The following is a 23,221-nucleotide window of genomic DNA, read 5'->3' as shown; positions in this document are numbered from 1 at the left end:
TTGAATGGAAATCATCTTCTTTAATTTCTATATATCCTTGTTTTGTTGGGTATTTTTTATATAATAAAATATTGTATATTTAAGGCATAGAACTAACAGTTACAAAGATGATACCAGTAACAATACCTAAAAAAATCATAAATGAAGAAGTAATTAATAATAACGAACTAGCAATGAATATCACTTTATTAGATTTTTGTTTTTTATAAAGGAAATAAAGTAAAAGACCACAAATAGTAGAAAGTATCCATATAGCTAAACCGTAAGAACTCGAGATTTTCTTCCAATCGGAAATCCAAAAGTAAAAGATGATTATGTGACAAGTTAATAGTAGAAATGTTGATGGAAGCATTATCTTTTTATTTAAAATCATTTGTTTCACCTCCCTTATATAAATATTACTAAAATGGTGTGGAATTTAAAATATAATAAGGAAGAAATACATTTTTAATTAACGTATTAAACGAAAAAATCCCTTATAGAAAAATCTATTTCTACAAGGGATAATCATATTTTTATTAGAAAGACTGATTTTGCGCAGGTTTAATAAATTGTTCAGGGTTTTCAACAAGTCCGCATACAGCACATTGGACACGGTATGTAGGTCCTTGATAAGCCATATGAAAAGCATTCATCGTTTCATTTGTGTATTCTTCTTCCACTTGACCAGTTTGTGGATTTATTTTGACTGGTTTTACTTGTTGCTCAAGAATATTAAAGCGAGTACGGTTCGTTTTACAACTTGGACATAGCATTGGTTCCATATGTATACACCTCCATTTGTATCATTTCTTAAAATCTTTAATTTTATGCAAGCAAAAAACTTTCTCAATATAAATAGGTGTTTAATGTATTTAAAATTCAGAAAAAATAAAATATAATAAAAGTACGAACTGGTTATGTCCAAACCAAATCTCCTGTTTTATGCCAATAAGCTGGGGGGCCGAGAAATCGGCCTCATTTTTTTTGCTCATTACTACAAGGAACAAGGTTTTTATGAGACTTTTGTCGAAATTTTAGGGATAGATACAAAGGGGGATGTAAAATGAATTTGAAAATGAAGTACATCATTTTATATGTAGAAAAGTTTGAGGAATGTTTAAAGTTCTATAAAGATATTTTACAGTTACCTATAAAAGCAGAGCACGGAACATATATTGAATTTAATACTGGAACTACCATTTTAGCGATGAATACGCGGCAAGATGTGAAAGAATTAACAGGATTACCGCTTACAGAAGGTGAATTACAGTCTTCTCATTTCGAGTTAGGATTCGTTGTTGAGAATGTACAAGAAACGATTGAGCAATTTAGAGAGCAAGGTATAAAAATTTTAGTGGAGCCAATTGTAAAACCGTGGGGACAAACAATTGCCTACATTGCTGATCCAGATGGAAATTATATTGAAATTTGCAGTTCATTAGAATAGAGGGAGAAAGAGAGATGGGATTTCCGAAACTAGAAACAGAACGTTTATTCTTAAGAGAACTTACACTATTAGATGCAGAAACGATGTTCCAATATTTTTCGAAAGAATCAGTTATACGTTATTTCGGAATGGATTCTTTCCAAAATATTGAGCAAGCGAAAACAACGATTCAAACGTTCAAAAATCGTTATGAAGAGGGCAGTGTATTTCGCTGGGGAGTCGAGAAAAAAGGGACGGGCCAATTAATCGGAACGTGCGGATTTCATTTAATTAATAATCATCATAAACGAGCTGAAATTGGTTATGAATTAGATGATACATATTGGGGACAAGGATATGCATTGGAAGCATTACAAGCAATTTTAGCTTACGGATTTGAAATACTGCAACTAATAAGAATCGCAGCGATTGTATATGTAGAAAATAATGCTTCTCAAAAGTTATTAATAAAAGCAGGATTTCAAGAAGAAGGATTCCTTCGAAAACATATGATTCAAAATGGAGTTGCTCATGATACCATTTTATATTCTTTATTAAAAGAAGAGTGGAAGAAGTAATGAGTACAAACGAACTTATAACGATTATGAAGAAGCATAGGGAAAATAGATTCATTTTAGGTATAGATGGTTTAAGTCGATCTGGAAAAACAACATTCGTAGCCAATTTAAAAGAAAATATGAAACAAGAAGGCATTCCGTTTCGTATTTTCCATATTGATGATCATATAGTGGAGCGTAATAAACGATATCATACTGGATATGAAGAATGGTATGAGTATTATTATTTACAATGGGACATTGAATGGCTAAGGCGGAAATTTTTTCAAAAGCTACAACATGAAACAAAATTGAAATTACCTTTCTTTCATGAAGAAACAGATATATGTGAAATGGAAAAAGTACAGATTCCTATTGTAGGCGTAATTGTTATTGAAGGAGTTTTTCTGCAGCGAAAAGAATGGAGAGATTTCTTTCATTATATGGTCTATTTGGACTGTCCAAGAGAGACAAGGTTTCTACGTGAGAGTGAGGAGACACAGAAAAACCTTTCAAAATTTGAAAATAGGTATTGGAAAGCAGAGGATTATTACTTAGAAACGGAATTGCCGAGGGATAGGGCGGATTTAGTCATTGAATGATTTGAAAATAGAAGGTGAATAGAATGAATATTTTATGGGATTTTGATGGGACGTTATTTGATACGTATCCTGCATATACAATGATGCTTTCTGAAATATTAGGTGACTCAGTAGAAAAACAAGAAATATACAAAAACTTAAAAATATCATACTCTCATGCAATTCAGTATTATAATATTTCATGCGAGCAGGAAGAAAAGATTAAAGTTTTGAAGGAGAAATTCACGCCAAAAGATATGAAACCTTTTGCAGGTGTCGAAGAGGTTTTGAAATTTGCAAATAAAAATGTGATTATGACCCATAAACATAGGGAAGGGGTTATGGGCATTTTAAAATATTACGGCTGGGAAAAATACTTCGTAGATATGGTTACAATTGACGATGGCTTTCCTCGAAAGCCAAACTCTTTAGCTTATAATCATCTGCATAAAAAATACAATATTGATTTAGCTATTGGAGATAGAGAATTAGATTTATTACCTGCAAAAGAATTAGGTATTTCAACATGTATGTTTCAAGGTAATTGTGATGTAGCGGATTATTCTTTATCACATTACTCGGAGTTTTTTAAGGTAGTGAGTGATAGAGAGTTTTCTTTATAAAAAAAGTTATTAATAAAGACTGTATCTTTCATTTTAAAGGTACAGTCTTTATTTTTTAGAGCTACTATATACCAATTGCCGTGGATTAAAGAATGATTGTATATCTTTAGTAAAGAAATAGTCAGGTTAGTTGTTAGATAGAAATAGACAGATAAAGTGATAGTGTCCGTTTTATCTGCTTTTTATCATAACCAAATTATGGTTATTCATGCTAATATAAACTCATAGCTATATAGAAGGGGTGGGGTTAGTATGAAAACTGAAATAGTTCCTAAAAAGAAGTACAGTATAATAAGCTATGTATCTTTACTCATCGGCATTTTGTGTTTTCTATTCGTTTTTATAACGCCAACAAGGATAGCCAATGCAGGTAATATAGTTGGAGATTATATTACAATTGCCCTGACAGGTGTAGGTATCATACTTTCAATAATCACAATGACGAAAAGAACAGAGAAGAAGGGAATTGCTATTCTTTCATTAATACTGTCCTCATCATTTTTTATATTTTGGATCATAGCAATTATCCTATTGTTTACTGGTCAAATTAGTTTTGCACCGTAATGTGTAATAAAAAGAGTCCTTCTCGTATGAAGGACTCTTTTTACTCGGTATCTTCAGGTTGATATTCTAAAATATCCCCCGGTTGGCATTCTAATGCTTTACATATTGCTTCTAAAGTTGAAAAACGGACTGCTTTTGCTTTTCCATTTTTCAAGATAGAAAGGTTAGCCATTGTAATTCCAACCTTCTCCGAAAGCTCTGTTACACTCATTTTTCTTTTCGCTAACATTACATCAATATTAATAATAATTGCCATATTATTCACCTCAGACCGTTAAATCATTTTCTGATTTTATATCTATAGCATCTTTTAATAGTCTTTGGAGAACGGCAGCAAAGACCGCGATTACCATTGAAGCAAAAATCATAATCATTCCGATAATAATAATGCCAGGGGCGTCATCTCTCTCTGCCACGAGATAGAAAAGTGGCATACCTAATACATATAATACACTAATTCCCAATGCGCTGTACTTAATATTTTTTAAAGCTTGAACAGATAACTCTGAGAATGCGTTATTTTTATCAATATAGTTTAAAAGCTTAAATGTTTGGTACAGTGCGAAGTAATAAGGTATTGCTGTTGCATATAAATTGATAAATACAAGATATTTAATATATGCAATATCTGGATATAATTCTGCAGCGAAAGCTCCTATTTTAGGGACTAAAAAAATGCACATAGCAAGAACGGGGATTCCGATCAGAATCACAACGGTCTTTAAAAAGAGTGTGGATCCTTGTTTCATAAAAAGCACCTCATTTATTTAATATCTTATTAATTTAACACGAAATTTATTGTTTAACAATAAATTTTTATTTCTTTTGATCGAGGATTTATTGTTAAACAAGTAATTAATGAAAAGGATGTTAAATCTTTTTTATAAGATAGATGATACATACCGATATTTAATAAAGGAAAGAAAGGGAAAGTAACTATTGTTAGCTTTATGAGAATTGGGAACTAATAAAACATATGTAGGTTTTGGTATGGAAAAGGAAATAGTGTGTATTTAAATGAATGCAAAGTTTATGGAGGAACAATCATGTTGAATTATGGTGTGAAGATGAAAAAGTTGCTATTAGTGGCAGCTATAATAGTAAGCGTATTAAGTATGGAAAGTATGATGAATTATCATGCGGCCAAAGCTAAGGTGAAAAAAGTAGAACATCAGCCTAAAAATATAATTATGATGGTTATGGACGGAACGAGTTCAACGGCGACAACATTGGCTCGCTGGTATAAAGGGGCACCGCTTACGTTAGATCAAATTGTAACAGGAGGAGTTCGTACGTTTTCGGCGGAATCAGCTATTACAGACTCAGCGCCAGCAGCAACAGCATTAGCAACTGGAAATAAATCGAATTCAGGATATGTAGGCGTACTACCTTCTATTGTAAGTTCGCCTAGCTTAAAGCCAATAAAAGAAGAGGACAAGTTACGGCCGGTCGCAAACGTATTGGAAGGTGCAAAACGTACTGGCCGTGCAACTGGAATTGTTGCTACATCTGAAATTCAGCATGCTACTCCGGCGGGATTCTCGGCTCACCATGTCAATCGCAAGCAATTTGACGTAATTGCGAAGCAGCAAGTATATCAAAATATAGATGTCGTATTAGGCGGGGGAAAAGCGGCGCTGTTACCTATGAAAAGTAATGGAATCCGAAAAGATGGTGAAAATTTAGTAAAGGTGATTCAAAACAAAGGATACGATTTTGTTGAAACGAAAGATGCGTTATTGAACTCCAAATCTAATAAAATTTGGGGCTCTTTCTCACATCATGCTCTTGCGTTTGATACGGATCGTATAGCAACAAACCCAGAACAACCAACACTTTCTCAAATGACAGAAAAAGCAATTCAAACATTATCAAAAGATAAAGATGGTTTCTTTTTATTCATAGAAGGTAGTAAGCCTGATTGGGCAGCCCATGCTAATGATCCAATTGGGATGATTAGTGATATATTGGCATTTGATGAAGCGGTAGCAAAGGCGTTACAATTTGCGAAGAAAGATGGGGATACGATGCTCATCGCTTTAACTGATCATGGTAACAGCGGCATCTCTATAGGGAATAGGAATACGACAAAAGGATACAATACTACACCGGTTTCTGCATACATTGATCCATTGAAAAAGGCGAAAATGACACTTGAAGGAACTATAAATAAACTGAAATCTGATTTATCAAATGTAGAAGATGTAGCTAAACTATACGGTTTGGATAATCTAACTCATGATGAAAAAGAAAAATTAAAAGCGGCAAAAAAGAAAATGGATGTAGGACGAATTCTTACTACATTATTGGCTAATCGTGCAAATATCGGCTTTACGACAGGAGGACATACAGGTGAGGATGTATTCTTACATTCTTATGGACCTCAAAAACCAGAAGGCTTAATCCAAAATACAGACATTGCGAAGACGATGGCGAAAGCGATGGGCTTTAACTTAGAAGAAGTAACGAATAAAATATTTTTAGAGAGTGAACAAGCCTTTAAGAAGATCGGTGCAACTGTAACAGCCAACAAAACCGAAGGAGCAAACCCGTTACTCGTAGTAAAACATAATAAAGTAGAAGCACAATTATTTGGTAACAAAAATATAATTCGTATCAATGGTAAAGGGTATGAATTAAGAAGTATTATTGTAGAGAGTAATGGAAAGTGCTATGTACCAGAAGAAGCAATTCAACTATTTGTAAAGCATTCTCGTTAAAAAATTGCCAACCAGTTAAGCTAACTGGTGGCAATTTTTTGTGTTTATTCTAAATGCAAGTGTTCGAATTGTTTTGTAAAGTTTTCCATATGAGACTGGTATCAATGTTAAAGGGAAAGTATAGTTTTTTCTTACATTAAAAAATTTCGTTTTGTAGAATAAGAAGTTATACATATAGTAAAGTCTAATGGGTTATCAATTAATATTTACGAAAAATATATTAATACTTTAGAATTTCTTTAATGTTCATTATTTTTTATTTAAGGTTATCCGTTATATTTATAATGTGTTTATTTCAATTTATTGTATTGAAGCTCAGTTTTATATAATTATAAAGCAATCATCAAAATAAAATCTCCACTAGAGTAAATTTATTATTTTTTTGCGGAAATTATTATGCAGTTAAGAAAACTGTAATTTATTGAATTAGAAATATATTAGAATTTAGTTGAAGAAAGAGAGAGGGAATAAAATGAATATAGTGCACTTACGTCCTAAACAGCGGTCTAAGTATCGCATTATGCTAGGTAAGTGGTATTACTCTACAAAGAGGCACATTCAGTGGTTAGCAGACGGAAAAACATATGCAAAAAGGTTCCAACAAGAAAAGCTACCTTGTACAGCAATTCAGCACCAAACAATATTACTTCGTAAGCTTAAAGATGTAGATATGTGGTATCAACAGAATAAGGTTGTTAATTTGAAAATTGCTGTTAAAAAACTAAATGGTATCGTCATTAGACCGGGAGAAACATTTTCTTACTGGCGTTTAATAGGTAAGCCAACGAGGAAAAAAGGGTATGTAGAAGGTATGGTATTACACTACGGATCTTTTCAATCAGGTATTGGAGGAGGTCTTTGTCAGCTTTCAAATTTAATATATTGGATGACTCTACATACACCACTGACAGTAACCGAACGATATCGTCATAGCTTTGATGTCTTTCCTGATTCTAGGCGAACTCAACCGTTTGGGAGTGGGGCAACTTGTTCCTATAACTATTTGGATTTACAAATTAAAAATGAAACGGATCAACCGTATCAACTTCACCTTTATATGACAGATGAACATTTAGTTGGTGAATGGAGAACAGTCTATCCGCAACTTTATCAATATGAAGTGTATGAGAAAGAACACTCAATTCAACCTGCATACTGGGGCGGTTATATACGACATAATGTGATTCAACGTAAAGTATATAATCTACAGAAACAGTTAATAGAAGATCAATATGTAACAGAGAATCACGCTATAATGATGTACGAACCACTATTAGCTTGTAATAATGAGAATAGTGAGTAATATGGTAACCCATAGATTAAATAGTATAGAGAATATTTAATTCTTATTTTTACTAAAAAAGTTCACTGTTATTTATAGGTGAGTTTGTTTTTCTATCGTATGTATTTCACCCTTCATAAAAAATATTTCTCAACATTTTATTTGTTGAAAAAGATTGAATATTCGTATTATAACGAATATTATGTTGTTATCGGCAAAAAACGATAATTTGCAGACACTGGGGAGGAAATACATTGAAAAAGAAAAAGAAATTAAAACCATTAGCGGTATTAACAACAGCAGCAGTACTAAGTAGTACGTTTGCTTTTGGAGGTCACGCAGCGTATGCTGAGACACCAACATCATCTCTACCAATAGATGAGCACTTAATACCGGAGGAGCGTTTGGCTGAAGCCCTAAAACAACGGGGGGTAATTGATCAATCTGCATCGCAAGCTGAGACGTCAAAGGCTGTCGAAAAATATGTTGAGAAAAAGAAAGGGGAAAACCCTGGGAAAGAAATCTTAACAGGAGATAGTCTTACGCAAGAAGCTTCTGATTTTATGAAAAAAGTAAAAGATGCAAAAATGAAGGAAAATGAACAGGCGCAGCAGCCTGAAGTAGGCCCGGTAGCTGGACAAGGTGCAGCATTGAACCCTGGGAAATTAAATGGAAAAGTACCTACTACATCAGCGAAGCAAGAAGAATACAATGGAGCTGTTCGAAAAGATAAAGTACTTGTTTTACTTGTAGAATTTAGCGATTTTAAGCATAACAATATTGATCAAGAGCCAGGATACATGTATTCTAAAGACTTTAATCGTGAACATTATCAAAAAATGTTATTTGGTGATGAACCATTTACTTTATTTGATGGATCGAAGATTAACACATTTAAGCAATATTATGAAGAACAATCTGGTGGTAGCTACACAGTTGATGGGACTGTAACAGAATGGCTTACTGTTCCAGGAAAAGCATCAGATTATGGTGCTGATGCAGGTACTGGGCATGATAACAAGGGGCCTTTAGGACCAAAAGATTTTGTGAAAGAAGCATTAAAAGCAGCGGTAGCAAAAGGAGTCAATTTAGCAGACTATGACCAATTTGATCAATACGATCAAGATGGTGATGGAAATAAAAATGAGCCAGATGGCATTATTGATCATTTAATGGTTGTACATGCTGGCGTTGGTCAAGAAGCTGGCGGCGGTAAATTGAAAGATGATGCGATTTGGTCACATCGTTCAAAACTAGGTTCAAAACCATATGCAATTGATGGCACGAAATCTTCTGTTTCGAACTGGGGCGGAAAGATGGCTGCATATGATTATACAATCGAGCCTGAAGACGGGGCAGTTGGTGTGTTTGCACATGAGTATGGCCATGATTTAGGCTTACCAGATGAATATGATACAAAGTACTCAGGACAAGGTGAACCTGTTGAGTCATGGTCTATTATGAGTGGTGGTAGCTGGGCTGGAAAAATTGCAGGAACAGAGCCAACGAGTTTCTCACCACAAAATAAAGAATTTTTCCAAAAGAATATGAAGGGGAACTGGGCGAATATCCTTGAAGTAGATTATGACAAACTTAGCAAAGGAATCGGTGTTGCGACATATGTAGATCAAAGTACTACAAAATCTAAACGACCTGGAATCGTTCGTGTTAACTTGCCGGACAAAGATATAAAAAATATCGAATCAGCGTTTGGTAAGAAGTTCTATTACAGTACAAAAGGAAATGACATTCATACAACACTTGAGACACCAGTATTTGACTTAACAAATGCAAAGGATGCTAAGTTCGATTATAAGGCATTTTACGAACTTGAAGCGAAGTATGATTTCCTTGACGTATATGCGATTGCAGAAGATGGAACGAAGACACGCATTGATAGAATGGGCGAAAAAGATGTAAAAGGCGGCGCGGATACAACTGATGGTAAGTGGGTTGATAAATCATACGATTTAAGCCAATTCAAAGGAAAAAAAGTAAAACTGCAATTTGAGTACTTAACAGATATTGCAGTAGCTTATAAAGGGTTTGCGTTAGATAATGCAGCATTAACTGTAGATGGAAAAGTTGTTTTCTCTGATGATGCAGAAGGTCAGCCAGCAATGACGTTAAAAGGCTTTACTGTGTCTAACGGATTTGAACAGAAAAAACATAATTACTATGTAGAGTGGAGAAATTACGCTGGTTCTGACACTGCGTTACAACATGCACGTGGTCCAGTATTTAATACAGGAATGGTTGTATGGTATGCGGATCAAAGCTTTACAGATAACTGGGTAGGCGTTCATCCAGGTGAAGGGTTCTTAGGAGTAGTAGATTCTCATCCAGAGGCAATTGTAGGGACATTAAACGGACAACCTACTGTGAAGAGCAGTACGCGTTACCAAATTGCCGATGCGGCATTCTCATTTGATCAAACACCAGCATGGAAAGTAAATTCACCAACTCGCGGTATCTTCGATTATAAAGGATTACCAGGAGTGGCAAAATTTGATGATTCTAAGCAATACATCAACAGCATTATTCCTGATGCAGGACGTAAGTTACCGAAACTAGGACTGAAGTTTGAAGTGGTAGGCCAAGCTGAAGACAAGTCTGCAGGTGCAGTGTGGCTTCATCGATAAAATAAGGTAAAACGAAGAGGAGCTGCGATAAGTCGGTGAAACTGACTTATCGCAGCTTTTTTCTTCTTGTGAAAAAACTTGCTGTTTTTTTATGTACTTATTGGAAAAATTCGAAGTTTCTTTTATAAATAAAATACTCCGCCTGTCCAATTATAGAAGCTATTTTGGGCGTAAGTAATTTGTAAGTAATGAGTAAGAAAAAAGAGATTTTCATAGTATATAATATTTATTATAGCTACTTTTAACACCTGATACTAATAGTGTGCTATAATATGAATTAGCAACAAAAAGGAAAGGAATTAGAACAATGACCTTAGAAAATACTAAAAATTTAAAAAAACAAGTTGCTCCTTTTGAAAAATCAACGATTAAAAAAAGTGTTTGGCAACTGATCAACACAATCGTGCCATTTATTATTTTATGGTACCTTGCTTATAAAAGTTTGTCAGTTTCTTATTGGTTAACATTAGTTCCAGCACTGTTAGCCGCTGGATTTATGACAAGAATTTTCATTATTTTTCATGATTGCACCCATTATTCGTTCTTTAAAAGTCGACGTGCAAATAGAATAGTTGGAACGTGTATGGGTGTTTTAACATTATTCCCATTTGATCAGTGGGGGCATGAACATTCTATTCACCACGCTACGAGTGGTAATTTGGATAAGAGGGGTACAGGGGATATTTGGACGCTTACAGTTGATGAATATGTAGCTGCACCATTTAGACTTCGTTTAGCATATCGCTTATATCGCAATCCATTCGTTATGTTTGGATTAGGTCCGATTTATGTTTTCTTGCTTAAAAATAGATTTAACCGAAAAGGTGCAAGGCAGAAAGAACGTATGAATACTTATTTGACGAATATTATAATTGTTGCTGTAGTAGCTATACTTTGCTGGGCAATTGGGTGGCAATCGTTTCTGTTAGTACATGGTACTATATTCTTAATAGCAGGTTCAGTAGGGATTTGGCTGTTTTACGTACAGCACACATTTGAAGATTCTTATTTTGAAGAGGATAAAGATTGGGAATATGTGAAAGCGGCAGTGGAAGGAAGTTCTTTTTATAAGCTTCCTAAAATTTTGCAATTCTTAACTGGTAATATTGGATTCCATCATGTTCACCATTTAAGCCCAAGGGTACCTAACTATAAACTAGAAGAGGCACACAATAATACGCTTCCGTTAAAAAATGTACCAACGATTACGCTTGCTACAAGCTTACAATCACTACGTTTCCGTCTTTGGGATGAGAAAAGTAACAATTTTGTTAGCTTTAAAGATGTCAAAAATATAATTAAAAATAATGTTTCTGTTCGAGTGAAATCTGAACTATAATTGCATCGTATATAAAACTCCCCTTAATCATTTTCGATTTAAGGGGAGTTTGTGTTTAAAGAGTAGATGCCAGACCAGATAAGAGGAAAATTTACATAATTCAAATTGTAATTGAAGCAGATTAGGAATTGCTCGTACGTAAGTACAAATATAAGATGACAGTAAATGCATTATGTTAACAAATTCATAGTAAAAGGGGGGATCGTACAACATTATATCCAAAAATAAGAAAAGACTTGAACGAAAATTCCATTCATTTTTCTTGGTGTTCCGCATTCCATACACTTAAATAGGACGCATATTCTAATTCATCTGGATTCTCATGTAACATAGAAATGAATTCTAATTTGTTTCCATCACAATCTAGAAAGTATACACTTGCAGCAGGCATCCACCTTTGGACAATTGGCTCTTGATTTCCTTTTCCTTGACTTCCTATCACTGCTATTCCACGTTCCTCTAGCCACGCTTTAGAAGTCATTAAAAACTCTAAATTTACACCAAAAGCAAAATGTCTCGGCTCAAAGTCTTCAATGTTATGTACTTCCCATAGTCCAAGCATTTGTTGTTTATTTTCTCCGACCCAAAAGAAAGCCACTCTTCTTTTGGAGAGTTTTCTTGCTAACGTTAATCCTAGCTTGTTTTGATAGAAATTTATTGCCTTCTCTAAATTTCTTACATGTAAATGAGTTTCGTATATGTTCTGTATTATTATGATCATTCCTTTCTTTCTTTATTGGTAACTACCAATTCAATAGTGAATATAATTCTAAAGTTGAAATATGTATAAGCCTAGTAATGTACATCTATATCCGATATACCTATTTACTATTATATTGAAATTGGAATGTGATAAATCCCACTGAGGTAGTAAGTGTTTAAATGAACACTCTACTACTTTTGTAGGAAAGGGGATATATTCATTAAATTCAGATGAAATCATATTAAAATGATGAAAAAAGACCACACATGAAGTGAAACGCCATGTGTAGTCTTTTATGTATAGTCAAATATTACGAAGTCTCGCTAATTTTAGTTTCACTATGAGTGTTAGTAGAATTTCTTTTCTTAACTTTAAAGTGATAGTAAGTGTAGCAAAAGATGATAAATGGGACAGTGCAATAGATTCCAAGTCGTTGTTCTGGGATAAAAATAAGACTGATTAATATAATGCCATACAATCCAAAACCAAGAATTGGTACGAGTGGATAAAGTGGCGTTTTAAATTTTAAGTCTTCTAATTTTCCGCCGTCTGCTAAATAATGTTTGCGGAAAAAGAATTGAGAAACACAAATTGACATCCAAACAATAATGGTAATGACTCCGGAAATTGAAATGAGCCACAAGTAAACAGTTTCAGCAGCTACTACACTTGTCAAAAGAGAAAAAGCAGAAATAGCTATTGTCATGATTAAAGCGTTGAGAGGAATCCCACGTGATGATAATTTCTTTAAAAATGCTGGAGCCATTTCGTTTTTTGATAAAGACCAAAGCATTCGAGTAGCAGCGTATAGTCCTGAGTTTGCGACAGAAAGAACAGCAGTAAGAATAACAAAGTTCATAATATCAGCTGCATATGGAATACCGATATTATCAAAAACAGCAACGAATGGACTCTTTGTTAATCCAGCTTCTTCCCAAGGAATTAAAGCAACAAGAACAAAGATTGCTAAGACGAAGAAAAACATTGTGCGCCATATAATATTTCTAATAGAACGAGGTAAAGTTTTTGCTGGATCTTCACTTTCACCTGCTGTGATTCCGACAAGCTCTGTACCTTGGAAGGAATAATTGACTGTAACCATTGTTAATAGAATAGCTGCAAGTCCATTCGGAAATAAACCACCATGATTTACGAAATTTGAAAGAAGTGGAGCTGGTTCATCGCCTTTTAAATCAATAAAACCGAACATAGCGGCGCCACCAAGAATTATAAAAGCTATAATGGCAGATACTTTTATACTTGAAAACCAAAATTCTGTTTCTGCATAACTACGAGCAGATAATGCGTTAATAGTGAAGATGGTAACGCCAAATATTAAACACCAAACCCAAACAGGAATATCAGGAAACCAGCGCTGCATTGTAATACCGGCAGTTGTAAATTCAAGACCGGTCGTATTCGCCCAGCTTAACCAATACAACCATCCGATTGTAAAGCCAGTTGCAGGATTGATGAATTTAGTAGCATATTCCTGAAAGGAACCTGAAACAGGCATGGCTACAGCAAGTTCACCAAGACATAGCATAACGAAATACATTAATAATCCACCAGCAATAAAGGCAAGTACGGATCCACCAGGTCCAGCCTGACTTATAATAAAGCCAGATCCGTTAAATAACCCGGTTCCAATCACACCACCGAGTGCAATCATGAATAAGTGTCTACTTTTCATCGTACGTTTTAATTCATTGTTTGTATTGCTTACTTGCGCCATTGTTTTCCTCACTTTCGTAGTTGATAGAATAACGTTTGATGTTTTTCCGTATTATGGAATGTATTCCGTGATGTGAAATCTTGTTATAATTTTCAGATAATTAAAAAGAAAAGTCAATATTTTTTTGTTTGCGTTTTCAATTCGTTGTTAGTGATATGTTTTTATTGTTAGAAAATTAAATAAATAGATTGATTTCATTTCGAATGTTTGCTAAATTGATAGTTAATTAAGCGTACTAACATATTACGAGTAAAGTTGAGGCGAGTTATGGTACAGTCCATTGATCGAGCGATAAGTATTATTAAATTATTGAATTCTACAAATGAAAAAGAGTATTGGGCTATTTCTGATATAGCTGATGGAACACATCTCCCGGTTAGTACAGTACATAGATTACTTAACTCTCTAATGGAGCATGGGTTAGTTACACAAATTACAGAGACAAAACAGTACAAAATTGGACCAATGTGGATGGAAATAGGGTTGCGTCAATTGGAGAAGGTAGACTATAGATCTGTTGCAAGAGAAGTGATGAAACGTTTGGCTTCTGAAGTGGAAGAAAGTGTCTATTTGAATATTCCAAACGGAACACATTCTATTATCATTGAAAGAATTGATAGTCCTTTAAAAATTCGAGTTATCGATAATCTAGGAGAACAAATTCCACTTTCAATTGGTGCTGCAAATAAAACGATGCTTGCCAATATGAAAACGAATGAAATGGAACATATTGTAGAGTATTTACTTCCTTCATTACCAGAACAAAAGCAAATTCTTCTTAATCAAATAAAGCAAATAAAAAATGAAGGATATGCTGTCAGTTATGGTGAAAAAACAGAAGGGACAGCTTCAGTAGCTGCACCTATTATCGGATTTAATCATAAAGTAGTAGGAGCATTAAGTGTTGGGTTAATTAGTCATCGTATTAATGATGATCGACTATCTTTTCTTATTAGCAAGGTAAAACAAGCGGCTCATGAAATATCAATAAAAATCGGCAGTACAACAGAACTATAATTTTGATAGCTGTCGTCATTTTTTATTCATATACTGGAATTAGTTTTCATAATGCGGAAAATAGGGGGATTTATATGTCAAAGTGGCAATCAAAAGAACAATTGGTTCAATTATTAAGCAGTCTTGTTGAAATTCCTAGTATTACCGGTTCAGAAGCTGAAGTAATATTGCCAGACTTTGTTGTGGAACAATTATCTGACTTACAGTATTTCAAACAAAACCCGCACCATTTGCAAAAAAATCCGACAGGGGACGGACGATATTTTGTTACAGCACTAGTAAAGAAAAGCGATAGTACAAAAAATACTGTAATTCTAGTAAGTCACTTTGATGTTGTAGATGTACAAGATTACGGAATGTGGAAAGAAGATGCATTTAATCCTAAAAAGTTAACATCTATGTTTTATTCTTATAAAGATGAACTTCCAGACCATGTACGTGAAGATATAGAACATGGAGAATGGCTGTTTGGTAGAGGAACAATGGATATGAAATGCGGCCTCGCATTACAAATGGCAATGATTGAGCAAGCTTGCGAAGAAAGATTTGATGGGAATGTTCTTTTATTGGCTGTACCAGATGAAGAAGTAAACTCTGTAGGGATGAGAGCTGCTGTTCCAAGATTACTAGAGTTAGCAAGAGAACATGATTTAGAGTATAAAACGGTACTAAACTCAGAGCCTATGTTTTCAAGACATCCTGGTGACCAAAATAAGTATATTTACACTGGCTCTATTGGTAAAGTGTTACCTGGTTTTCTTTGCTACGGAAAAGAGACACATGTAGGTGAACCTTTTGCAGGGTTAAATGGGAGTTATATGGCTTCATTAATAACAGCAGAATTAGAGTTAAACACAGACCTTTGTGATATTGTAGAAGGGGAAGCGAGTCCTCCGCCAACTAACTTACTTCAAAGGGACTTAAAAGAGGATTATTCTGTACAAATTCCGCATCGTGCAGTTACATTATTTAATTTGTTTTTATTAGAAAAATCAATGACAGATGTAGTTTCATTGTTACGTCAAAAAGTAACGAAAGTAGCAGAGAAAATAGAAGAGTCGTATGAAAAACATGCATATCGTTTTTCTAAATATAATCCATTTATACCACCTAATCTCAAAGTAAATGTATTAACTTATGAAGAGCTTATCACATATGCAATTGAGCAACATGGACGAGGAAAAATAAATCATATTCAATCTAATATTATAAAAAATAGAGGAGATAAAGATGATCGTGCGGTAACCATTGATTTAGTAGATAAATTAGCGATTTTATGTAAAGAAAAGGCACCGATGATTGTACTTTTCTTCGCTCCGCCGTACTATCCAGCTGTGAGTTCACGCAACAATCCTTTAATAAAAGAGGTAGTTGTAGAAATGGAAAAGTATGCACACTACAATCATAAAATTACATTTGAAAACCAAAATTATTTTGGGGGGATTTCAGATTTAAGTTATGTAGGCTTGCAGTATCCACTGGATTCAATGAGTTCGCTTGTAGACAATATGCCATTATGGGATAAAGGTTATTCAATTCCGCTTCAGGAATTAGAAGAGTTTGATGTTCCAGTATTAAATATGGGGCCGGTAGGAAAAGATGCACATCAATGGACAGAACGTCTAGATGTAAACTACGCATTTGAAACGCTATTAGATATGTTACCGAAGTGCATTGAAAAATTATTAGTTTCTAATAAAATTACACAATCATAGTAGGGAATAGGTAAGGGATAAAACAGAACCTGTAAAGAAGATTTGAATAAAATTATTTTAATATAATTAAAACTGAAACGGCCAAACTCAATTATATATGAGTTTGGCCGTTTATCATGTAGTGAATTTCTAATTAAATTCATATGAATTCATAGCTAACGCGATCTCTTTTACAGTTTTACTTTTTAGTTTGACCAGATAGTTCAACAGACTTTTGCGTACAACGCTGCATAGCTGAAATAATCGCTGTTCTCAGTCCTTTTTCCTCCAATGTTGCTACAGCTTCTATTGTCGTTCCGCCAGGAGAACAAACCATATCTTTCAATTCACCTGGATGTATTCCTGTTTCTAGTACCATTTTTGCAGAGCCTAACACAGCTTGAGCAGCGAATTTATATGCTTGATTTCTTGGCATACCATCTAGTACAGCAGCATCTGCCATCGCTTCTATAATCATATATACATAAGCTGGTGAAGAACCACTTACAGATGTTACAACATCCATTAATTTTTCACTTACGATCTCTGTTTGACCAAAACTATTGAAAATGTTTAGTACATCTTCTAAATCTTTTTCTGTCACCATTTCATTCGGGCATAATGCAGACATTCCTTCTCCAACAAGAGCAGGAGTATTAGGCATTACCCTTACAACCTTTACTTTTTTATTAAAGGCATTTTCAGTACTTTCAATACTTTTCCCAGCAGCGATCGTAACGATGATAGCATCGTTTTTGATTATTTCTTTTATTTCATTAATTATTGACGCGTATAGGTCTGGTTTGATTGATAAAATTAAAATATCAGCATTTTTAGCTACTTCATTGTTGTCGGTAGTTGTAGTTAGCCCATATTTTTCACTAGCATTTTTTAAATTAGCAGTGTTTAAATCTGAACAAATAATTTGATTTGAAGACACTATATTTTTGTTTATCATTCCGCCAATCATAGCCATTCCCATATTTCCGCAACCGATGAATCCAATTTGTTTATCCATAATAACTCAATCTTGCTCCTTTTATAATCAATTATATCTGTTTGATATTATTTTCTTAGAATAAGAATAACATCCCTGTGCAATATAAAGAAACATTCTAAGAGAATATATTCCTTTTTGCAACACTAAAAGATAAAAATTAATTATATTCGACATTATGTAAATATATACACTATAATGTAAGGTTTTATGTTTATGAATATGAGTTAAACTTATATCATTTTGTATTTTCATTCAGTAGGGCGATAATTTCATACAAATAACTTGCGGCTCTATTTATTTTTAAAAATACCTCTTGACACCGAATCGAACTATATCGCATAATATAAAAAAATTAGATTGAAAATCGTTGAAGGGAACTAGTACATATGTCTTCTTGCGAAAGAGAGTGGAATTCACCGGCTGAAAGATTCCTCGTATAGAATATATCGAACCTATCCCTGAGTCTTAAATGAAAGTTTAGGCGTTCGCCTGCGTTATAGGCACCAAGTGGATATCTATGTATATCAATTAAGGTGGTACCGCGGAACAATGACCGTTTCGTCCTTTTTATTTTATTAAGGGCGAAGCGGTCATTTTTATTTTGCTCTTAAATACCTCATTGCAGCATTGATGAGAATAGATATAGTTACAAAGTGAATGAAGTGTAATTTATAAAAAACTTTGATTTTAGACTTGGGGGATAAAAAAGTGAAAAAACAACGAGTTGTTGTAAAGATTGGGAGTAGTTCCTTGGCAGATAGTCACGGAGGCATCTCTACAGAACAGCTTTCAGATCACGTTGCCGCATTGGCTCGGTTGAAAGAAGATGGGCACGAGGTTGTGTTAATTACATCTGGAGCCGTCGCTGCAGGTTTTTCAGCGCTAGGATATCCTAGCAGACCTGTAACGATTAAAGGGAAACAGGCTGCAGCAGCTGTCGGACAAAGTTTGTTAATGCAGGCGTACACGGAGGAATTCCGTAAATATGGCATCGTTACTGCGCAACTTTTGCTGACGAGGAGTGATTTTTCTAGAAAAGAACAATATAGTAATGCTTACGCTACGTTAGGAGAATTATTAAACCGCTCCGCTCTTCCAATTATTAATGAAAATGATTCCATCTCTTTAGAGGAGCTGACGTTCGGTGATAATGATATGCTGTCAGCTTTAGTAAGCGGGCTTGTTTCGGCGGATATGCTTATGATCTTTACGGATGTGAACGGGTTATATGACAAAAATCCTCAGAAAAATCCGGATGCAAAAAAATATTATTTTCTTCCTGAAGTTACGGAAGAAATTTCTTCTCTTGCAGGAGATGCTGGCTCAAAACTTGGGACTGGCGGTATGAAATCAAAAATCGACGCTGCAAAGACAGCGCTCTCTCTTGGTGTGAGTGTATTTATCGGAACAGGACGTGGACAGGAAAAGTTTGTAGATGTTTTGAAGGGTAAGGGTGATGGAACGTATGTTGGTAATGCTCCTCAAAAAGAAATGAAGATGAACAAGCAATGGATTGCCTTACATTCGCTTGTTAGCGGACAAATTGAAGTAGATGCTGGGGCAGCTACTGCCATCATTCAGCATGGTAAGAGTTTACTTCCAGCTGGTGTTACGAATGTATCAGGATTTTTCCAAGTGGGTGAAGTTGTAGAGGTTGTAACGCAACAAGGGCGCGTAATAGGAAAAGGACAATGCACATATAGTGCAGAGGAACTAAGAGATGTAAAAGGTATGCAAAGCCAAGATATTCAAGTAAGAGGCGAGAGACATAGTTATGAAGTCATCCATAGGGATCATTGGGTTTCACTTTAAAAAGGAGGAAATAAAAATGAATGAAGTGTTGGCAAAGGGGATAAAAGCAAAAGAGGTTGCTAGAGAGCTTGTGCTTAAATCTACAGAGCAAAAAAACGAAGCACTTTCCGCAATAGCTGATCAGTTAATATTAGAAACAGCTTATATTTTAGAAGAAAACAAGAGGGATATTGAAGAAGGTAAGGCAAAAGGATTTTCTGATTCACTCCTTGATCGTCTTCTGCTAACTGAAAATCGTATTATTGATATGACAGAGGGGATTAAGCAGCTAATTGAATTACGTGATCCTGTAGGAGAATGTGTAAGTGCATGGGAAAGGCCAAATGGACTATCTATTCAGGAGATGCGCGTACCACTTGGTGTTATAGGCATGATTTATGAGGCAAGACCGAATGTAACAGTGGATGCAGCTACAATTTGTTTGAAGACAGGAAACGCAGTCATATTACGTGGTAGTTCTTCTGCTATTCATTCTAATAAGGCCATCGTTGCCGTTATTCACAGAGCGCTCAAACTAACAAGCTTACCTCAAGAAAGCGTACAGCTTATAGAAGATACAACGCGAAATAGCGCGAAGCAGTTGTTTACAATGAAGGATTATCTAGACGTTCTTATTCCAAGAGGTGGCAAACAATTAATCGATACTGTTGTGAGAGAAGCGTCTGTTCCAGTACTTGAAACAGGTGCGGGAAATTGTCATATATTCATTGATGAAACAGCAGATAAACAAATGGCGTTTAATATTATTATAAATGCAAAAACACAGCGTCCATCTGTATGTAATGCAATTGAGACGATTGTACTTCATGAGAATTGGGCAGAGCAATATGGTAGCGAGTTGTTTTCTTCCTTGAAGGAAAGAGGAGTGGAGCTACGTGGTGATAATAAAGCAGTGGCGATTGATTCTTCTATCTTACTTGCGACAGAAGAAGACTGGGAAACTGAGTTTTTATCTCTCACACTAGCAGTGAAAGTGGTTTCCACTGTTGAAGATGCGATTCATCATATAAATACGTATGGATCTATGCATTCTGAAGCAATTATTACTGAAAACGAGGAAAACGTCAGCAAGTTTTTTACTTCTGTAGATGCCGCGGCACTTTATCATAATGCATCGACTCGTTTTACAGATGGATCCGAATTTGGATTCGGAGCGGAAATTGGTATCAGTACACAAAAGTTACACGTAAGAGGACCAATGGGGCTTCCAGCATTAACTTCTACAAAATATGTGATTCGTGGAAATGGGCAAATTCGAAAATAATAATAAAAGACACTCAATTGGCTTGGGTGTCTTTTATTATAAAAATTAATTACCATACAAATAGCCCAACGAGCATAGCACTTAATAAAGAAACAGCCATCCCGCTAACAAGAAGCTTCCAAACATTTTTACCGATGACTGATGATTTTTCTCCGCCAAATAATGAATTGTAAGTTCCGTAAATCATACCTACTGTACTAAAGTTAGCAAAAGAAGCTAGAAATGTCGTTGCAACCGCAACCGTATGCGGTTGTAGTGATTTTAAGTTTGATTTTAAATCCATCATTGCAACAAATTCATTCGTCGTTATTTTGATCCCCATTAATTCAGCTACATACATAGCATCACTGCCTGATAAACCGAGTAAAAATGCAAAAGGACTAAAGATAATGGAGAAGATTTTTTGAATTGTTAACCCTGTTAAAAAAAATCCTAAAATCCCATTTAAACATGCTGTTAAAGCTACATAACCAATTACCATAGCTAAAATAACGATAACCATATTCATCCCAACTAACATACTGTTTGAAATAGTAGAAAAGAAATCCTTTTTTTCATGTTTTGAAGGTGTGTAAACAACGTCTTCTTCTTTCGAAACTTCCACAGGATTTAATACATTGGCTAAAATTAATGCGTTAATACAGTTTAATGGGATTGCGCTGAAAATATATGTTGCTGGAACCATTGATAAATAAGCACCAAGAATGGATCCGCTAACGCTACTCATACTCATAATTCCAAAAGTTAATAATCGATTTTCTTTTAAAACAGATAATTGATCACGAACAACCGCAAGTGCTTCGGTGTTTCCTAAAAACATCATTTGAATCGAAAAGAAACTTTCTAACTTTGGTAAACGAGAAATCTTTGAAATAACTGCACCTACTTTATCAATAATCCAAGTTAAGATTCCGAAATAAGAAAGAATATCGAAAAAAGTAATAACAAAAATGATAGGAAGTAACGCACTAAAGAAGAAATCAATGTGCTGACTTTCCATAGCTGAAGGAAATGCAAATCGAATACCTTCATTCGCACATGCTAGTAGCCAACTGAAAAATGACGCAATTTTATTAATGATAATACTGCCGAGCTTTGTGCCTAACATAAACCACGTAATAAAAAGCTCCAATAGGATGAGAATTACAATTGGTCTCCATTTTATATGTTTTTTATTAGGCGAACATAAGAAAATGATTAATATGACAACGAAAATCCCTAACATATTCAATATGAAATACATGTCAACAACTCCTTGAGAGTTATTATTTGTATATAAAAAAGCATCTATTCTTCCAAATTTGGATTATGATTAGAAGTTATGAAGCATGTAAGTTATGTTAGGAATCAATGTATTTTAATTTGCTTTATTTTGAGAAATCGCAGTAATTATCGAACAATTAGCTGTTTTCAATTGTTTTGTTGGATATTAAACGTATGCGATTTTAAACATCGTTTATTTCGGATTAACGGACAGTAAGATTTTTACCTCAAAATTCAAGGAAAGCAAAGAAGTGAGGTGGGGATGGGCTGCCCGCAAAATCCCGATTGGTAAGAGCTGATTAAAATTTCACTTTATAAATAAGAACGGTGAGTTGGCCATGAACCTTGAAGTTTCCGAAGCTGTATAATTTGTCCTGTAGGATAAGCATCATGCAAAAGGATATTCATATATTGTTGCCAAACTGGTAGAGAAGGACTTAGTTGATCTAGTTCTGCTTCTTGAAGGGCGGTTAATGAAGATTGTAAGGCATCATGTACTTGAAGCGTTCGCTTTACGGTTTGCTGCCAAGCGGCATCATCATTAGGTCCACCTTGGATAAACGTCTCATCATTATTTTGTGGAGCAACAAATGTGTCGTCTTCATGTAAGCGGGAAAGTAGGCGTTTTTTAAAGATTAATAAATGGTTCACATTTTCCCAAATCGTATTACTGGCAGCACCTTCTGGTTGCCAACATGCTTGTTCAACCGTAAGATTCTTTAACGCTTCTGATATTGGTGGGTACCATTCTTCTTCGTAAAAAACTTGTTGGACTCCATTTTGCAACATTTCTTTTCTTCCCATTCGTATAGCCTCCTGTTCATTTTTCTTAATAAAACCAATTCTCTTTTCTCTTCAATAAACCTTTTCTATAGTTGCACAAGAGGGTGAAAGACAACTTATAACAGAGCCATTAAAAAACTTCTTTTTAATATGATACTTAATAATCAAGGCTTTAATTGAGTCAGAATGAAAAAGAGTATAAACCTTTCTCTATTTGCTCATGGATTAGAGTTT

General features: G+C 34.6%; 22 protein-coding genes and 1 other annotated feature. Of the genes, 13 read left to right on the top strand and 9 right to left on the bottom strand.

Annotation, left to right across the window (positions count from 1 at the left end; genetic code table 11):
* Positions 1–79: 79 nt before the first annotated feature.
* Entirely contained in the window at positions 80–373 is a 294-nt protein-coding gene (locus C3Y97_RS14580) for a hypothetical protein (protein ID WP_000602672.1), read from the bottom strand.
* Between the two features lie 145 nt (positions 374–518).
* Positions 519–764, bottom strand: a complete 246-nt coding sequence (locus C3Y97_RS14575; protein ID WP_000433602.1) for a hypothetical protein — start codon at positions 762–764, stop codon at positions 519–521.
* 281 nt (positions 765–1,045) lie between these two features.
* Here C3Y97_RS14575 and C3Y97_RS14570 point away from each other — a divergent pair, with 281 nt between their 5' ends.
* The 5 genes from C3Y97_RS14570 (at position 1,046) to C3Y97_RS14550 (ending at position 3,733) form a co-directional block, all read left to right on the top strand.
* On the top strand, positions 1,046–1,429 hold the full coding sequence (locus C3Y97_RS14570) for a glyoxalase/bleomycin resistance/dioxygenase family protein (protein WP_001049849.1): 384 nt from the start codon (positions 1,046–1,048) through the stop codon (positions 1,427–1,429).
* A 14-nt stretch (positions 1,430–1,443) separates the two neighbouring features.
* Positions 1,444–1,986, top strand: coding sequence for a GNAT family N-acetyltransferase (locus tag C3Y97_RS14565; protein ID WP_000506640.1), 543 nt, complete (start codon positions 1,444–1,446; stop codon positions 1,984–1,986).
* The gene (locus C3Y97_RS14560) at positions 1,986–2,567 is read left to right on the top strand and encodes a kinase (RefSeq protein WP_075677222.1); all 582 of its coding nucleotides are present in this window, start codon (positions 1,986–1,988) and stop codon (positions 2,565–2,567) included. Before C3Y97_RS14565 ends, C3Y97_RS14560 begins: the two co-directional genes overlap by 1 nt.
* Before the next feature lie 23 nt (positions 2,568–2,590).
* Complete coding sequence (locus C3Y97_RS14555; RefSeq protein WP_001024236.1) at positions 2,591–3,169, top strand: HAD-IA family hydrolase; 579 nt, start codon at positions 2,591–2,593, stop codon at positions 3,167–3,169.
* Between the two features lie 252 nt (positions 3,170–3,421).
* Positions 3,422–3,733: a hypothetical protein gene (locus tag C3Y97_RS14550; RefSeq protein ID WP_000845558.1), complete on the top strand. Its 312-nt coding sequence runs from the start codon at positions 3,422–3,424 to the stop codon at positions 3,731–3,733.
* A gap of 40 nt (positions 3,734–3,773) precedes the next feature.
* On the opposite strand, the gene C3Y97_RS14545 is transcribed toward C3Y97_RS14550, so the two are convergent.
* Positions 3,774–3,989 (bottom strand): helix-turn-helix domain-containing protein, encoded by a 216-nt coding sequence (locus C3Y97_RS14545; protein ID WP_000974619.1) that lies wholly within the window; start codon positions 3,987–3,989, stop codon positions 3,774–3,776.
* Positions 3,990–3,999: 10 nt separating this feature from the next.
* A complete protein-coding gene (locus C3Y97_RS14540) occupies positions 4,000–4,482 on the bottom strand; it encodes a DUF2975 domain-containing protein (RefSeq protein WP_086401672.1) in 483 nt (160 codons plus the stop codon).
* A 297-nt stretch (positions 4,483–4,779) separates the two neighbouring features.
* On the opposite strand from C3Y97_RS14540, the gene C3Y97_RS14535 reads away from it, so the two are divergent.
* The 4 genes from C3Y97_RS14535 to desA all read left to right on the top strand — a co-directional run bounded on the left by C3Y97_RS14535 (position 4,780) and on the right by desA (position 11,716).
* Positions 4,780–6,453 (top strand): alkaline phosphatase, encoded by a 1,674-nt coding sequence (locus tag C3Y97_RS14535; protein ID WP_000935912.1) that lies wholly within the window; start codon positions 4,780–4,782, stop codon positions 6,451–6,453.
* Between the two features lie 472 nt (positions 6,454–6,925).
* Positions 6,926–7,756 (top strand): VanW family protein, encoded by an 831-nt coding sequence (locus tag C3Y97_RS14530; RefSeq protein WP_001028237.1) that lies wholly within the window; start codon positions 6,926–6,928, stop codon positions 7,754–7,756.
* 233 nt (positions 7,757–7,989) lie between these two features.
* On the top strand, positions 7,990–10,377 hold the full coding sequence (locus tag C3Y97_RS14525; RefSeq protein WP_025687455.1) for an immune inhibitor A domain-containing protein: 2,388 nt from the start codon (positions 7,990–7,992) through the stop codon (positions 10,375–10,377).
* A 307-nt stretch (positions 10,378–10,684) separates the two neighbouring features.
* Entirely contained in the window at positions 10,685–11,716 is a 1,032-nt protein-coding gene (gene desA / locus C3Y97_RS14520; protein ID WP_000171504.1) for a Delta(5) desaturase DesA, read from the top strand.
* A gap of 253 nt (positions 11,717–11,969) precedes the next feature.
* Here the strand turns inward: desA and C3Y97_RS14515 are convergent, their stop codons facing one another.
* Positions 11,970–12,428: a VOC family protein gene (locus tag C3Y97_RS14515; RefSeq protein ID WP_025687456.1), complete on the bottom strand. Its 459-nt coding sequence runs from the start codon at positions 12,426–12,428 to the stop codon at positions 11,970–11,972.
* 301 nt (positions 12,429–12,729) lie between these two features.
* Entirely contained in the window at positions 12,730–14,154 is a 1,425-nt protein-coding gene (locus tag C3Y97_RS14510; protein WP_136363479.1) for an amino acid permease, read from the bottom strand.
* Positions 14,155–14,421: 267 nt separating this feature from the next.
* Here C3Y97_RS14510 and C3Y97_RS14500 point away from each other — a divergent pair, with 267 nt between their 5' ends.
* Entirely contained in the window at positions 14,422–15,171 is a 750-nt protein-coding gene (locus tag C3Y97_RS14500) for an IclR family transcriptional regulator (protein ID WP_136363478.1), read from the top strand.
* A gap of 74 nt (positions 15,172–15,245) precedes the next feature.
* Positions 15,246–16,886 carry a M20/M25/M40 family metallo-hydrolase gene (locus tag C3Y97_RS14495; protein ID WP_136363477.1) on the top strand — a complete coding sequence of 547 codons (1,641 nt, stop codon included), beginning with the start codon at positions 15,246–15,248 and terminating at the stop codon, positions 16,884–16,886.
* A gap of 178 nt (positions 16,887–17,064) precedes the next feature.
* On the opposite strand, the gene proC is transcribed toward C3Y97_RS14495, so the two are convergent.
* Complete coding sequence (proC, locus tag C3Y97_RS14490) at positions 17,065–17,883, bottom strand: pyrroline-5-carboxylate reductase (protein WP_000360723.1); 819 nt, start codon at positions 17,881–17,883, stop codon at positions 17,065–17,067.
* A gap of 340 nt (positions 17,884–18,223) precedes the next feature.
* Positions 18,224–18,434 (top strand) — a binding site (T-box leader).
* 139 nt (positions 18,435–18,573) lie between these two features.
* Here proC and proB point away from each other — a divergent pair.
* Together proB and C3Y97_RS14480 are read left to right on the top strand one after the other, a co-directional pair.
* Positions 18,574–19,677 carry a glutamate 5-kinase gene (gene proB / locus C3Y97_RS14485; RefSeq protein WP_086401676.1) on the top strand — a complete coding sequence of 368 codons (1,104 nt, stop codon included), beginning with the start codon at positions 18,574–18,576 and terminating at the stop codon, positions 19,675–19,677.
* A gap of 16 nt (positions 19,678–19,693) precedes the next feature.
* Positions 19,694–20,941, top strand: a complete 1,248-nt coding sequence (locus tag C3Y97_RS14480; protein ID WP_001006608.1) for a glutamate-5-semialdehyde dehydrogenase — start codon at positions 19,694–19,696, stop codon at positions 20,939–20,941.
* 49 nt (positions 20,942–20,990) lie between these two features.
* Here C3Y97_RS14480 and C3Y97_RS14475 read toward each other — a convergent pair whose 3' ends face one another.
* Both C3Y97_RS14475 and C3Y97_RS14470 read right to left on the bottom strand, forming a co-directional pair.
* On the bottom strand, positions 20,991–22,184 hold the full coding sequence (locus tag C3Y97_RS14475) for a NupC/NupG family nucleoside CNT transporter (RefSeq protein ID WP_086401677.1): 1,194 nt from the start codon (positions 22,182–22,184) through the stop codon (positions 20,991–20,993).
* Positions 22,185–22,516: 332 nt separating this feature from the next.
* Positions 22,517–23,008, bottom strand: coding sequence for a DinB family protein (locus C3Y97_RS14470; protein WP_136363476.1), 492 nt, complete (start codon positions 23,006–23,008; stop codon positions 22,517–22,519).
* Positions 23,009–23,221 lie beyond the last annotated feature (213 nt).

The organism is Bacillus sp. DU-106 (assembly GCF_004799705.1).
GTDB lineage: Bacteria > Bacillota > Bacilli > Bacillales > Bacillaceae_G > Bacillus_A > Bacillus_A cereus.
Note: the sequence above shows the minus strand (reverse complement) of the source record. Positions and strands in the feature narration are given on the sequence as shown.

What these genes read in the sequence shown, in the direction of transcription:
- desA (WP_000171504.1), top strand. Translation starts at nt 10,685, where the DNA reads ATGACCTTAGAAAATACTAAAAATTTAAAAAAACAAGTTGCTCCTTTT.
- C3Y97_RS14510 (WP_136363479.1), bottom strand. Translation starts at nt 14,154, where the DNA reads ATGGCGCAAGTAAGCAATACAAACAATGAATTAAAACGTACGATGAAA.
- C3Y97_RS14550 (WP_000845558.1), top strand. Translation starts at nt 3,422, where the DNA reads ATGAAAACTGAAATAGTTCCTAAAAAGAAGTACAGTATAATAAGCTAT.
- C3Y97_RS14545 (WP_000974619.1), bottom strand. Translation starts at nt 3,989, where the DNA reads ATGGCAATTATTATTAATATTGATGTAATGTTAGCGAAAAGAAAAATG.
- C3Y97_RS14530 (WP_001028237.1), top strand. Translation starts at nt 6,926, where the DNA reads ATGAATATAGTGCACTTACGTCCTAAACAGCGGTCTAAGTATCGCATT.
- C3Y97_RS14570 (WP_001049849.1), top strand. Translation starts at nt 1,046, where the DNA reads ATGAATTTGAAAATGAAGTACATCATTTTATATGTAGAAAAGTTTGAG.
- proC (WP_000360723.1), bottom strand. Translation starts at nt 17,883, where the DNA reads ATGGATAAACAAATTGGATTCATCGGTTGCGGAAATATGGGAATGGCT.
- C3Y97_RS14555 (WP_001024236.1), top strand. Translation starts at nt 2,591, where the DNA reads ATGAATATTTTATGGGATTTTGATGGGACGTTATTTGATACGTATCCT.
- C3Y97_RS14580 (WP_000602672.1), bottom strand. Translation starts at nt 373, where the DNA reads ATGATTTTAAATAAAAAGATAATGCTTCCATCAACATTTCTACTATTA.
- C3Y97_RS14565 (WP_000506640.1), top strand. Translation starts at nt 1,444, where the DNA reads ATGGGATTTCCGAAACTAGAAACAGAACGTTTATTCTTAAGAGAACTT.
- C3Y97_RS14480 (WP_001006608.1), top strand. Translation starts at nt 19,694, where the DNA reads ATGAATGAAGTGTTGGCAAAGGGGATAAAAGCAAAAGAGGTTGCTAGA.
- C3Y97_RS14495 (WP_136363477.1), top strand. Translation starts at nt 15,246, where the DNA reads ATGTCAAAGTGGCAATCAAAAGAACAATTGGTTCAATTATTAAGCAGT.
- C3Y97_RS14575 (WP_000433602.1), bottom strand. Translation starts at nt 764, where the DNA reads ATGGAACCAATGCTATGTCCAAGTTGTAAAACGAACCGTACTCGCTTT.
- C3Y97_RS14500 (WP_136363478.1), top strand. Translation starts at nt 14,422, where the DNA reads ATGGTACAGTCCATTGATCGAGCGATAAGTATTATTAAATTATTGAAT.
- C3Y97_RS14560 (WP_075677222.1), top strand. Translation starts at nt 1,986, where the DNA reads ATGAGTACAAACGAACTTATAACGATTATGAAGAAGCATAGGGAAAAT.
- C3Y97_RS14475 (WP_086401677.1), bottom strand. Translation starts at nt 22,184, where the DNA reads ATGTATTTCATATTGAATATGTTAGGGATTTTCGTTGTCATATTAATC.
- C3Y97_RS14470 (WP_136363476.1), bottom strand. Translation starts at nt 23,008, where the DNA reads ATGGGAAGAAAAGAAATGTTGCAAAATGGAGTCCAACAAGTTTTTTAC.
- C3Y97_RS14535 (WP_000935912.1), top strand. Translation starts at nt 4,780, where the DNA reads ATGTTGAATTATGGTGTGAAGATGAAAAAGTTGCTATTAGTGGCAGCT.
- C3Y97_RS14540 (WP_086401672.1), bottom strand. Translation starts at nt 4,482, where the DNA reads ATGAAACAAGGATCCACACTCTTTTTAAAGACCGTTGTGATTCTGATC.